Source organism: Paenibacillus pectinilyticus, assembly GCF_001700435.1.
Lineage (GTDB): Bacteria > Bacillota > Bacilli > Paenibacillales > NBRC-103111 > Paenibacillus_E > Paenibacillus_E pectinilyticus.
Genome location: NZ_LYPC01000014.1, coordinates 631,931 through 646,441, shown reverse-complemented (window position 1 = coordinate 646,441; position 14,511 = coordinate 631,931). Strand labels below are relative to the sequence as shown.

Here is a 14,511-nt window from a genome sequence, read left to right as displayed (position 1 = left end):
TCGCTACGTCACCTCTCTTTCTAAAATGTGGCTTGTCGACAGTTCCATCTCAACGCGCGTACCTATGCCTTCCTGACTATCGATGCGCAATGTCGTGCCATACAGCAAACGCAGCCGTTGGCTAATATTCCATAAACCGATGCCTCCGACTTCCGTATCTGGCTTCAAGATTGACTTCAACTGATATTCATTCATGCCGCAGCCATTGTCTTCGATACGTACTAATACACCGCCTCGTGCCCCTTCGATAACGGTCAATTTCACCGTCCCGCCTTTCGAACGGGACATCACGCCGTGTCGAATCGCATTCTCCACAATCGGCTGAATGACGAGAGGGGGGATCATCACCCCCAAATTTGCCTCTAAGACGTATTCCACCTTCAGTCTCGTACCAAATCTCGCCTGTTCAATGGCGACATAAGATTTGACGAGCTCCAACTCGTTCTCCAGCGTAGTCATCGCTTCGAGGTGCTTGAAATCAAAGCTACTTCTCAAATAACGCGATAGTCGAAGTGTGAGCTGCTCGGCCTGTTCGGCATCGATTACACACAGTTCGGCAATGGCCGTAAGCGCGTTATACAGAAAATGCGGCTTGATCTGCGACCGTAAAAAAGCGATCTCTGCATTCCTAGCCAGCTTGACTGATGATTTCAGCTCGGTCAAGTTACGTACACGAGCCATGAGCTCCTCCGATTCAAATGGCTTCGCCACGACATCATTCGCTCCGTTCTCCAGTGCGATCCGAATATCCTCGCTGCTATTGCGGGCCGTCAGCACGAGCACCGGCAGTTCGAACGGCGAGAATCTTTCTCGAATACGCCCAAGCACTTCGTAGCCGGACATGTCCGACATGATAAGCTCCAGCACGACAAGAGAGATATCCGGATGACTGAACAACGTTTCCAAGGCCAATTGCCCTCGGTCGACAACGATGTAGGTACGCCCTTCCAGCTTGAACATGTTCATCATGCTTTGCAGATTCGCAAAGTCATCATCCACCAGCAGAATAGGCTCCTTTTCCTTCCCGGCAACAAAAAGAGGATACGCAGGAGGGGGTACGCTGACAGTTCCGGGCAAAGGCGATGCAACGGATTCAGCCAACTTTCCGTCTTCACCCGATTCCTGCTTCTGTCCTGCCAGCGGCAGTGTAAAGCGGAACGTTGCCCCCTGGCTCGGCTCTGAATCAACCTCGATATGTCCGCCGTGCAGCTCTACCAGACGCTTCGTAATGCTTAGTCCGAGTCCAGCTCCGCCGTATTCAGCCGCTCCTCCCTGCTCGAAATCCAGGAAAATGCGTTCGCGCATATCCGCAGCGACTCCAATTCCGGTATCGCTCACACGTACCTCCATCCATTCTCCCCTCACTTCAGCGCTCACTTTGACGACACCTCGATCGGAAAACTTAATCGCATTACCGATCAAATTGTGCAAAATTTGAATGAGGCGATTGCCGTCCGCATAAGCGAGAGGCAGATGATCCGGCAAGCCGTTGATGAGCTTCGTGCTTCTGCCCTCCAGCAAAAAGACGTGAATCTGGATAACCGACTCGACATACGATTTCACATCAACTGCGTTTCGTTGAAGCGCCAAATCACCGTGCTTGAGCCTCGAGTAATCGAGCAATTCATTAACGAGCATCATCAGCCTTCTGCCGCTTTCTACCACAATGGACACATTGCGAGCCTGCGTATCTGTAAGCGGACCCTCCACTCCCTTAAGCAATGACTGGGAAATATTGACGATGGCATTCAACGGCGTTCGCAGTTCATGGGAGGTGTTCGACAGAAAGTCGTCTTTGATTTTATCAAGCCGCTGTAGTTGATCTTTCATTTTGTCAATCGTCTGATACGCTTCAAAAAAACGAAGTACAACAACAGGTACCATAACGACATTGAAAATAATAATGCAAATCTGAGCCAGCCAGGCGCTTTTGTGAATGCCTAATCCGAAAAGGATAACATCCAGTGAATACATATTAATCATTAAAACGGCAACGCACAGCATCAGCAATTTAAACCGTGATCCCCGCTCACCTCGTACAAATAATTGCGCAGCTATAAGGAAATTCCAGACTTGAACGATTTGATATAAGGCGACAACATAGACCTGAATTGGCGTATAGGCACGGATGGATATCAACGGAATGATGACCATAAATCCGATTAGCGCGAATGACACGACTTGCGCAATCCTGAGCGACAGCTTACTACGATGCAAATCGTAAAAAAATAACGCCAGTGCCAGGCAAGCAGCAACCGAGACGAAATCCTTCATTTTATATAAGACTTCGAAAGAGAATCTGCCCTCCAACAGAAAAAACAGCGACCGCTCTCCCATTAGCCCATGGTAAAGTCCGAACAACAGACAGATGGACGCCAACAGCACAAGCGAATAGTCTCTGATGCGATAAGCGAAAGCAGCCACGAAACAGATCAAGTAAATCAACGCCAGCGTTCCTAGGATAGCTAGTACGACGAAATCCTTGCTGAGCGCTAGCTGCCGTTCTGCAATCAATCCGTCGGCTGACCCTAACCGCAACGAGTCAACCAAACCTGAATTTACATAATCGTAGTTAGCTACCTGCACGATAATTTCGATACGGTTCGTATTCGCGGAAAAAACGCCTAGCTGCGGATGGTTACCCGCACGATAGCCTGTTTTGTCGCCGGACAATTGCCCATCCTCCATCAGCATACGTCCATTCACATAAATCTTGCTGGCAAAACGAATATTCGTTTTTTTCAACGCTAACTCACCGGTATAGGAAAGTCCAGTCAGTACCATCCTGTACGTTGACGACCCATACACCGGCAGCTTGACGCCGTTAATTAGCTTCCCGTTCCACGGGGATGGGACTTTTATATAAGAAATTGCGCCGTCATTAGGCAAGCTAGACGGCTGCAAGAAATCATCCGGTTCTAGCAATTGGTTCCAGTAGAACTCCCATTCGCCATCCAATGGAATGACCGGATCAGCGTCGGGATTCCACTGCTTGAGATCCAAAACTCCATGCTGCACGACCCATTGGCTGTGGTGCTCGCCGCCTCCGATCTTCCCGGAAAGAGGAACGAGCGAAAAACCGATCAATCCGATCAGACTGACAAATAAGACCCTTGCAAACCAATTCATTCTTTCGTTTCGAATCACACTCAATTCCTCCTTCCTGTACGATTACTTAACGATATAAACTATTTCGTTATCGCCACCGTGAATTCCTATTTGACATGCGTCCTAAAATAATAAAAATAAAACCGCTTCGCTGCTAGCGAAGCGGTTTCTGTAGCTGAACGAAATGAAACTAGATGAGCTCCGATTTTTGAAGCAGACGCTGCACAATAGAAGCAACTTTGAATTAACTTTTCGACAGTAATCCGTATTATTATACAAATACCGGATAAACAAGAGATGAACAAAATGGCATTTACAAACCCAAGCAGGCATACATGATATTTTTTAAACGCGGATGCACGTAGGGCTCCTGATTGTTCAGCAAATGCTGTGCATACATGACGGTCAGTTGTGAATCCGGATCCATGATGGCCAAGCATCCGCCTGCACCGCTCCAGCCAAATTCGCCGAGCGGACTCAGCGATCCACTGTCTGCTTTGGAGACATGCGTTCTGACGCCCAGTCCATAACTATAACCTTTCAGTTGCTCCCAGGAGAAATCGTCGCGTATACGCTCGGACAAATAGTTCGCCCGCATCAGGTTCACTGAAGCCGGCGACAGAATGCGTATGCCATTCGGGCTCGTTCCCTGATTGGTCAGCCCATTTAGAAACAGAACGTAGTCGCTTACGGTAGACAGCAACCCCGCCCCGCCGCTTTCGAATTCCGTACCGATCCGATACGCGTTCCCATCCTTGCGTATGGGCTTGCCTAACGCTTCGTTATACGTATACTGAGGAGCCAGACGGCTTTGTTGCTCGCCCGAAAGAGCGAAGCCCGTATCCTGCATATCCAATGGTCCGGTTATTTCCTCCCGGATATATGTGCTGAATCGTCTTCCATCCACAACCTCGACGAGTGCTGCAAGGACATCATGGCACAAGCTGTAATTCCATCGTGTACCTGGTTCGAATAGAAGCGGCTCCTTCGCGAGCGCCGCTGCAAAGGAACGGGTCGGTACTTTGCCATTTGTCCGTGTCACAACATCCTTGATGGAAGGCGCTCCGAGGTCATAGGAGAAACCAGCCGTCATGGTAAACAGATCACGCACCCTGATGGGCTGCTTTGCCCTCTCGCGTATGACTTCTCCGTCCGACAAAGTCTTCTGCACAAACATTTCAGTGAATTCCGGCAAATACGCTGATAGCGGGTCGTTCAGTAGCATAGCTCCCTTCTCAACGAGCCGAAGTGCAGCAACGCACGTCATGATCTTCGTCATCGAATAGATATTGATGATCCGTCTATCATCAATTGGTGTCCTCTCTTCTAGGTTGACGTAGCCGTTACGATAACGGAAAACCGTTTCATTCCGGTACATGACAAGCACCTCCGCCCACGGGATGCGCCAGGAAGTGATGCTGTCGATAAATTGAGATAGCGGTTTGAAGTCCATGATACCTCACCTTTTTCCGAATAATTGATTTTTTCCTGTGCCTTGAGCAACCCCATCACGTGTCATTCGTAATCGACAACAACCATCTGATGGCACTCCAGCTTAGGTACTGTGTAGAAAATCGTCCCATCCTCTTGCCTGAAAGGGAGCGATTCCATCTGCGGTGCCAAATAGACCTTCTTCACGCAATTGGAAGTTCGAACGGAAACCTCGACGTCATAGATTGGAACAATATCCTCGATCACTTCGACGTTTTTTCCTCTGCGGACAGGGGACGCATACAGCAGATGATTGACCAGACGCTTCTCTTCCTTTTGTTCTTGCAGCGTGACGACACCTTGGGCCGGTAGATTTGTTTGCAATGTCCTGTCAGGAAGCAGACGATTCAACGCATACAAGACCGCTTCCTTCAATATCAGACTGCCTTTGGTTGCATAATCTTCGAATAGGTTCCAGGCGATATACATACCGCTTTCACTTTCGACCATACCTGGTCCTCCATATGCATAACTGCTTGGCGTATGCTGATGCGAGCAGAAGGTTAACATATCGCGGTTAAAATAGGGATTTTCACGGTGTGCCAGCTCCAATCCGCCAGCGAGCTCGATTTGCTGCCCCTGAGAATAGAAAATATACGAAGCTTCACTCAGACTTCCTGGCTTGAACAGTGGCCGGAAATAGTCGGGACGGTAGGGGTTTTCCCCTAAATGCCGCACCCCGAAGTCAATTGCGAATCGAGTGCCCTCTGGATCCAGTCCGGACCAGCCCGTAGCTAGAATTTTACCACCCTGAAGCAAGAATTGCTCCAGTTTCCTTCGCAGCGTATCATCTACCGCTACATAATCCGGCAGGACCAACACCTTATAGGCTGTAAAGTCATTCTCCTGATCGATGACATCAAACAGGAACTTCCCCTCAAGCAACATGCGTACGGCCCCTACGTCGGAATCCAACGAGCGCCCGGATTCCGCTTTTGCCTTCGGATGCATGCCGGTTGCTTCCAATGTCAGCAGCGCTACATCCGCAACATTCATCGCCTTTACGCACCACGCCTCCTTGGACTCGACCTCACGATAGGCCGCTCCGATCAGAGCATACGTCGCTTCATCCATGTACCCGTCGGGATGCAGCTGATCTCCGATTGAGCAGCGGGCGCCATTGGCGATGCTGAGCGCTGTTTCGTAACGGAGAGCGTTTGGGTGCTTATAACCGCCAAATTCTCCCCAAGATGTGTGGAATTTTCCGGTCATGCCGAGAAAATCGACACCAAGCGTTTGCGCGTACCTAGCCGAAAGTGGGAAGTGGTCATAGCCCCATCCTCCAGTCGGCAGCGATTCCAGTTCCAAATGGGTATTCATACGAATCAGATCGCGACGGCCGCGCGCAATGTGTCCGCCATTGTGGAAGATAGGCAGCCCCTGCTTAATCGATTCAACCGTGTCCTTCACCCTTGCCGTATAAGTAGCGTACGTTTTCTCCCAGAGGCTTCGCATTACGCTTTCATCCCTTGGATCCTTGCCCATCCGCCTTACGCTCTCTACACAGTTATGACAGTAACATTTACGGACTCCAATGATATCCAAAAACAGGCCGTCTAGATCATATGTAGACACGACCTCCCGAATCTGGTCGTTCAGGATTTCCAAATAGGGAGAATTCAAGCAAAACTGGTGATAGCCAGGCAGCATGAAGCCCTTTACCCAATTCGTTTGGTCATTCTCATCGCGAATGAGCCATTCTGGATGTCGTCTTGCCAGTTTCTCATCCAAGCCAGCCGATACGTATACTGGTGTTTTCACGTTAATTTCATGAGCTGCCTCGATCAAGGCGGCCAGCAAATCGAAATTCAGCCCAGGATGAATTTCGCCCGCCTCAGACGGATGGTAAGCCCAGCCGTGATGGCATTTGGAGAAAACGGTTATGGAATCCACATGGCCAAGCTTCAGCATCTCCTGAAACTGCTTCTTATCAAAGCAAGCTCCAATCGGAGTTATTGCTTCGGAGGTGTGGAAATCAAGATGTACCTGACGAAATCGCATGTGTTCTCTTCCTTTCTATTCCAATACCTAAATATAGTTGAATATTCCCCTCTTCATTGAACAAGTTCAGTGGAGACGGCATTCCATGACCAGTCTGCACGCATATATTTGATTCAAATGTCCGGCGTAGAGACGTAAGCAATATGCCGACAATGGATTCGTATCACGAGATGGCAGTTCGATCGCTTCCACATATGCCGACAGTTCCGACGGTTCATATCGTAAAACGACACTCCCCTTTTCTCCTTGCCAGACTACTTGGTCATTGCAAATAACTGGCTTGTGGAAACTGATGAAATGCTCTATTATGCTCCGTTCAGTCTCAACCGAAGCCTCACCAAATACGAAATGATCCGTTAACTTTAACTCTGCTCTTGCTTCATCCTGGCAGACTTTCCACTCGAAACAGCGGTGTAAAGCGTGGATTCTTGCCTCCGGTCTGTACGCATGCGTGAGATCTATTTCAAAATTGACAGTGCCATTCTCTGTATCATTTCTCGTCACAACTGCTCTGTACGCTTCTCCTGCTGCCTGTTGCTCCCCATTAATGACAGGAACCGAATGACCCAAAGAGGAAGTATGCAAATGGGTGTAGCGTTCTTTCCCGAAGTATTCGCGTGTATACACACCCATGCCGAGATCCGCTAACAGTGTATCGCCCTCAGTATGAAGAATGAAATGACCGAGGTCGTTATGGTTGTGCGGCTCGTGGTTGTGACCTCCCTTGGCCGAAAAAGCAAGCAAGCCCTTCGAAGTTTCGCGTTTAACCACCAGCCAATCCGTACTGGCAAAGTAGAAGATCCCCACCGCTCCCGGCGCATGCAGCCGTTCGGGTTCGGTCCAAAGCAAGTTGCGGACCAGGAACGGCCATCGGTAGCAATGATCGTCATGGAACGAAGGCACGCTCGTCATTGCCGGCGGAGCGATCGTAAGTCTGCTGCACAAGCGGCTGATCATTCCGGTAGGCGGCCTGATGGTCGGCCTGCAATCGGAATAATTGATGCAGGCGGAGGCGCTGAGCACAACGGCTGCCGGGAATTGTGCAATGCGCCTGATTTTGTCCTGTTTCAGCAAGTCAATCGTACCGCGAGTAAATTCGTAAAGCATCTCTGCCCAATAAACAAAATAGCCAAAACCGTAACGCCAATAAGCGAACCCCTCCGGACAACAGCCGTCAATTCCATAACCCGCCAGAAAGCTGTCCATCGCGCTTACAACCCGGTCCTGCATACCTGCAAGACGCTCCCGGTCATCGATCAGCAGCAGCGCTGCCATGCCAACGGCGCCGCCGCATACGGCCGACCAGTTGTTCGTCATCGATGTCCAGATGAAATGGTGTGAGCTTTCGAACACAGGCTGGAACACCCGCTGCTCGATTTCTTGCTTCACCCGGTGCGTCACCCAATCATTCAAGCGATTCCCTATGAGATACAGCACTTCAGCCAAGGCATGAGCCGTCTCAGCAGCAAACAAGTCAACATAGCGGTTCGGAGGGACACGCGCCGCCAACACTTGTTCAATCGAATTGGGTAAATGCGCTGGTACGGCCCAAGCATATTCATTACAAATCTCCCAGATCAGATTTTCCAGCGTTTCTTTATATGCATCGGTATCATCAAGAGCCATTGCCAGCCCAAGGGCAAGCAAGCGTCTCCTTCGTTCGAAGTACGGTTTTTCGTATTCCTTGCGGCTTCCTGACGAATGAACAATCTGGAAATCCGCAAAAGACAGCGGAGGAACAGGCTCACGCCCGGCCCTCTCCGCTTCCACATGTATTTCATTAATCAATTCTGCCAGATGCGGCGCTTCCAGCAGCTCTTTTCTTTTCCCAGCAGTCAGCGCCTCGCCCGCCAACGTTGGGGGCCTTTCTTGAACGGCTATTATTGCTTCTCTTAATAGATGGAACGAAATCATCGAAATCTCCTTATGGGCCCAACGTCAAGCACTTCGCTGTCCTTCAACGCCTGATTCACGCCAGGTGTCATAGCGGTTTGGTCTGGAGCCGTCATAGCTAGCTGAATGCTAACCGTTTGGACGGCCTCCTCATTCCCTGCTTGATCCACAGAGCGATATGAAACGGAGTGTACGCCGTCCGTATCAATCACAATCGGTGTCTGATAGGGCTGCCAGGTCGCTCCGCCGTCCAAACTGTAGCTCGTTTGTGCCAAGGTGGACGAACGATCACCCCGACTTAACTGAATCGTAATCGGATGTACATACCAGCCGTTTGCTCCATCCGGCTGGGCTGGCGTCATAGATGCCTCCGTTATCGGCTGACGAAGTTGGGTGACCATGATGTCATCAAACATCAGATTATCGAAGCCGCCTGCATAGAACCCGATCGTGCCGGTCAAATTGTGCGCAGGATCAGAAGCTTTGAGCTTAAGTACCCCATTGACAAATAGGGAAATATCCGCGCCATTGACGATCAGTTCAAAGGTATACTCTGTATTCGGAACCAAGTCCTCATAGTTCAGGCTCGATTGTTTCACAGTTGCCCAGGCCCCATTATAAAGAATCCATTGAGACGCGCCGTCCACCGTCTTCCGGTATCCAATTCGATCACCGCTGCCAGATACCAAACGGTCGAAAATATAGAGCGTAGCTGCACTCGGGATCGTGGCCGGCGTTGTCATTTTGAACGTCAGATCGTAGTTCGTAAATGCACGCGGGGACGTGGCGGACGCCCCTTTCAGCAGCCGATACTTATGGTTACCATTTACGGTAACAATGCTACGGTTTGGATCAACTGGCCAGCCGCCTCCACCGGATTCAAAATCCGTCTTCAGCAGTACGTCCGATACGATAATGTGGCTCGTTGCCGTCGCCTCAGGCGTCTCAACCGACGTGACGGTAATGTCCGCCTCGCCCGTTCCGACCGCCGTCACCAGCCCGTTCGCATCAACACTGGCTGCGCTCGGATTGCTCGATGTCCAAGTGACAGCGTGATTCACACTGTCCGAAGGATCGAAGCTCACCTGCAGCTGCAGGTGTTCGTCAGCACCGAGATTCGCGCTGGTTCGATCCAGCAGCAGCCCGGCAACCTTCGTCGTCGGCACCGACAGCTTAATGTCATCGAACAGTAAGTAGTCGAAGCCTCCGGCATAGAAGCCGACCGTACCAGACGGATTATGCGTAGCATCTGTCGCCTTTAGCTTCAGATTACCATTCACGTATAGGCTAATCTCAGCGCCTTTTACCAGCAGCTTGAGGCTATATACCGTATTTGGCGCCAAATCTGCATAAGGCAGATTCACTTCCTTAACGGTTGCCCAAGCCGAATTATACAGCAGCCATTTGGACGTGCCGTCCTCGAGCTTGCGATAGCCGATGCGCCCACCACCATTCGAACCCAGCCTGTCGAACATATAAATCGTACCTAGGCTCGGCATGGTTGGCGGTGTCTTCATTTTGAACGTTAACTCGTAATTGGTATATTCGTTCGGTGAAACCGCCGTCGCACCTTTCAGCACTTTATACATATGATTGCCGTCCACATCTATGACAGCCCGATTCGGATCCACTGGCCAGCTGTTGCGCCCTGTTTCAAAGTCGGTATATTCATAGATACCATCTCCTATTTCGACGTTAATCTGTACCTCGTCCTGAAGCAGCGGATTATCTGCTGAAGTGACTGTGACGACCGCCTGGCCGACATTGACTCCCTTAATCGTTCCTTTACTGTCCACTTTGACCACGCTCGAGTCACTGGACGTATACAGCAGTTTCGGATTCGTCGCGTCCCAAGGCAGCACGGCCGTGTACAGCGCATACGTTTTGCCGATTCCAACAGTCACGTTTGCGTCGTAAGCCCGGACACCTTGGACTGGAATGATATCAGGTGCCAGATATGGCCCCGCTTTTCCGATAATCCCCATTTCATTGAATGGAATAGCATGGAAGCCGGGAATTTGTTGGAAAACCTCAGCATCGCTTTTCAAGTTGAGATCGCCTGCTGCTAGATTCACAAAGCCTGGATCTTGGTTCGTCACCCAATTGTTCGCATACTGCAGCAGATTAAACTTATCGTACGCCCCTTGCGCGTTGGTGATGAAGCTGCGCGCCTTGCTAGGGTTATATATCACATTATTCTGATACGTATTCGTCGTCGGATAATATCTATTTTCGGTAAAAAAGTCAGCCAACTCTGGGTATTTAACCAAATACGGCGTCCCTACGAAATTATTATTTTGGGTAAACAAAGCCTGCCATTTAGGCATATAATTGCTCGATATCGGTTTGGTTGGCGCATCCCCCAAGTAAATATCCGCATAATCATAAGGAACTTCGCTGTCGATAAACAGATTATTTCGGGTCTTGATATGTGCGCCGCCGTTATTTTTTACGGCGGAGTTGCCCATTTTGTAAAAAATATTATCTTCGATCGTCAGCCCCATCGTGAAATTGTCTGGATAGACGCCTTCAACGCCAGCTTTGGATTCACCAATGTTATGGAAATAATTTCCTCGAATGACCGTTCCCCGCTGCTGCGGCGTCTCGCCTGCGTTCATATAAATGGCCCCGAGGTCCGAAAACATTTTACATACATCATAAATGTTGTTGTACTCCACCAATTGATCGTTGCCGAAAATCAAAATGCCGGGATGCGGCGCATCGTGAATTTCGTTATGTGACACGCGGTTACCGACGCCCGTCAGAATAACACTCGGATTGTACGCCTTGTGATAGTAAGCAAAATCGTGGATGTGAGAGTTTTCTACATAGTTGTTACCTGGCTCCAGCGTGACACGGCTGCCACCGTTCAATGTGACCGCCGTCCCGCCGATATGATGGATATGACTTCCCGTAATCCCGTGATACACCCCCGTTGCTGTCGCAAAATCATTATAGAGCCACCGGCTCTGCGTATTAATCTGCACACCGCCATTGGTAAAATCGCGTATCTCACAGTGGGAAAGCAGAACGTGATCGCCTCCCATAATCACCACAGCCGAATCGCGGCCATTCTCCAGCGTCAGATCTTCGAATGTGACATGGGAAACACCGACCGAATTAATCATCGGCGTTTTCAGCATCGTAACTTGAATCTCGGGATGCTCCGCTTCAAAGGCGGCTGTTGGCAAGAAGTACAAGATACCACTCGTACGGTCAATATAATATTCGCCGGGCATATCGATTTCCTCCAGCAAATTTTGTGCGAAATGAAAATCCGGATACCAGTTCTTGAACAAACCGCTCATTTCACCGTAGCGCAGTGTAATCTGTTTATTCACGGTATCAATTGAAGCGATTTTGTTGTACGACCATTCCCAACTATAGCCGAAAATCCCGTCCAGCCAAATATCATCCGCGTTCGTCCAGAATTGCGGCCGGTCGTAAGTGTAACTGAACGTGCCTCCCCGGTTCTGCAAATCAGCATCTTTGCGAGTCGGCCCCGCATCGATAATATCGCCCATCTGAACCGTCCCATTATTCGGCCAGCGCGCCAGCGTCATGCCTTCTCCTGCCACGTACAGCTCCATCGGTGGAACTTGACTGACATCATTTGCTTTATAATAGCCGTGACGGCTCATTACGCCGTAATCGGAAATGCCATGGCTGCTAAGATCGACCTGAAGCACCTTGGTACGGGCATCGGTGCTGATGATCCGCTGCAAGATCGCCGGGTCCGTAACCTGGGTAAACCAGCTCTTCTCGAGCGACTGGCCGCCGGACAAGTGGACACTCTCGCCTGAATAGGCTTTGTACGTGATTGGGCTGTCGGCTGTACCAGAATCCTGCTGCTCCAACTGGAAGCTCGAGGTTCTATTGTACGTACCGCCGCGTAAATAAACCTTAACACCGCCGGCCGGCAAGCCAGAGGCGCTCTTGAGCAGACGAACCGCATCGCGCGCTTTCTCCAGCGTCTGGAAAGGCGCATCGATCGCCCCTGAATTGGAATCGCTTCCATCCATAGCCACATAGAAAGCCGTTTCCGGTAATCCGGATTCGGCCTGAACGGCAGGTAAAACAAATACATGCAACAAAAGTACCGTGATCATGAGAAGGATTGCTTTGTTTCTAAACATGCACCTACATCCCTTCGTATGGAAAATTTTACTCGCCAAATATGAGGAGGAACCAGCCCTCCTCTACCCCTTCACCGAGCCGATCATCGTGCCTTTTTCAAAATAACGAAGCAGGAAGGGATACATCACCAGCACCGGAAGCGCGGAAATAATCACTGCTGCCATCTTTAAGCTTTCAGGCGCAGGCGGAATCTCATTCACAGCAGTCGTGAACGGATCGAGCCTGTTCTCAATGAGAATTTGACGTACAATCTGCTGAAGCACAAATTTGGTTTGATCTGTCACAAACAGCAAATTATCCATAAAGGCGTTAATGTGGTACACCAGCGACCAAAGCCCGATCGTGACCAAAACCGGCACAGACAGTGGCAAAATGATGCGGGTCAGAATGCGTAGATCGCGTGCTCCGTCAATCCGTGCCGCCTCAATCAGCGCATCTGGAATCGAGCGGAAGAACGAAATCATCACGAGCACTTGAAACGCGTTCGCCGCCTGCGGCAGCACATAGACCCACCGTGTATTAAGCAGATGCAGCTCCTTCATGAGAAGATAGTGCGGTACGATCCCGCCATCGAAGATCATGGTAAAGAGCAGCAGAAGTACCAATACCCGCATCCATGGCATTTCTTTACGGGATAGTGGATAGGCTGCGCATACAGTGACAATTAGGGTAAGGGCTGTGCCAATGACCATACGAAACAAGGTATTGCTGTACCCCTTCCAGATGTACGGATACGTCAGCAGTTCCTTATATGGCGTCAGGGTTGGATCCTTCGGGAACCAGTGAAAGCCGCTTCGGAGCGCCTCCCCTCTTCCACTTAACGATACTGACAGTACGTGGATAAACGGGTACACGACAATAATGGCGAGTACGCTAAGTACGATATAAATGAAGCAGACGGCTAATCGATCCTGCCAGTTTCTTCTCATGTTGAGGATCCTCCTACCATAAACCGCTCTCTCCTCGGCTCAACCTGCGCACAGTAAAATTAGCTCCTAGAATCAGCAGCAGTCCCACCAGCGATTTGAACAAGCCAATTGCAGCAGTATAGCTATATTGAAATTGTTGCAGACCTACGCGATAGACATACGTGTCAATGACATCTCCGGTATCAAAGGTGACGGGATTAATTAAGTTGATAATTTGTTCAAAGTTCGCACTCAAGAAACCGCCGAGACTAAGAATAAACATAATTGCAATGGTTGGCATAATAGAAGGGATATTAATATGAAACATACGCTGCCAACGGTTCGCTCCATCGATCGTTGCCGATTCGTGCAGCTCCGGATTGATACCCGACAGCGCTGCGAAATAGATAATCGAGCCCCAGCCAATATCCTTTAGAATAGCCGAACCGACCACAATTGAGCGAAAATATTCCTTATGCCCCATATAAAATACCGGCTTTCCTCCGAACCAGCCGACAATCTCTGCCACGATGCCGGAAGTCGGCGAAAGGAAATAAATAACGAGGCCGGACATGATGACCCACGAGACAAAATGCGGTAAATACATGGTCATCTGTACAAAGCGCTGAAAAAAACGGGACCTGACTTCATTCAGCAGCAGCGCTAGCACGATGGGTGCGGGAAAGGCGAACAGCAGCAAATACAGGTTCAACAGCAGCGTATTACTCAGCAATCTGTAAAAATCAGCCGAATGAAAGAGTGCCTCAAAATGCTTTAAGCCCACCCAAGGACTGCCCCATATCCCATCGATAACGCGAAAATCCTTGAAAGCAATCAGGACCCCATAGATCGGACCATATTTGAATACGAGAAAAAAGGCAAAAGCAAACAGATAGAGCGCAAACAGCTCTCTATTCTTCAAAATCGTTTTCATGTCATGTGCACTTCCTCAGGGCCAGTTGCGAGTCCTCCC

At 49.8% G+C, this 14,511-nt stretch carries 7 protein-coding genes; all 7 read right to left on the bottom strand.

The features are described from left to right. Window positions 1-3: 3 nt before the first annotated feature. On the bottom strand, window positions 4-3,147 hold the full coding sequence (locus A8709_RS09970) for an ATP-binding protein (RefSeq protein WP_065852207.1): 3,144 nt from the start codon (window positions 3,145-3,147) through the stop codon (window positions 4-6). 274 nt (window positions 3,148-3,421) lie between these two features. Continuing rightward, window positions 3,422-4,561, bottom strand: a complete 1,140-nt coding sequence (locus A8709_RS09965; RefSeq protein WP_065852206.1) for a serine hydrolase domain-containing protein — start codon at window positions 4,559-4,561, stop codon at window positions 3,422-3,424. 62 nt (window positions 4,562-4,623) lie between these two features. Then, window positions 4,624-6,600 carry a beta-galactosidase trimerization domain-containing protein gene (locus tag A8709_RS09960; protein WP_065852205.1) on the bottom strand — a complete coding sequence of 659 codons (1,977 nt, stop codon included), beginning with the start codon at window positions 6,598-6,600 and terminating at the stop codon, window positions 4,624-4,626. Between the two features lie 66 nt (window positions 6,601-6,666). Further along, the gene (locus A8709_RS09955) at window positions 6,667-8,514 is read right to left on the bottom strand and encodes a heparinase II/III domain-containing protein (protein ID WP_065852204.1); all 1,848 of its coding nucleotides are present in this window, start codon (window positions 8,512-8,514) and stop codon (window positions 6,667-6,669) included. Then, window positions 8,511-12,629 (bottom strand): Ig-like domain-containing protein, encoded by a 4,119-nt coding sequence (locus A8709_RS09950; protein WP_065852203.1) that lies wholly within the window; start codon window positions 12,627-12,629, stop codon window positions 8,511-8,513. Before A8709_RS09950 ends, A8709_RS09955 begins: the two co-directional genes overlap by 4 nt. 63 nt (window positions 12,630-12,692) lie before the next feature. Further along, window positions 12,693-13,559 carry a carbohydrate ABC transporter permease gene (locus A8709_RS09945; RefSeq protein WP_065852202.1) on the bottom strand — a complete coding sequence of 289 codons (867 nt, stop codon included), beginning with the start codon at window positions 13,557-13,559 and terminating at the stop codon, window positions 12,693-12,695. Window positions 13,560-13,572: 13 nt separating this feature from the next. Then, window positions 13,573-14,472: an ABC transporter permease gene (locus tag A8709_RS09940; protein ID WP_065852201.1), complete on the bottom strand. Its 900-nt coding sequence runs from the start codon at window positions 14,470-14,472 to the stop codon at window positions 13,573-13,575. Between the last annotated feature and the right edge of the window lie 39 nt (window positions 14,473-14,511).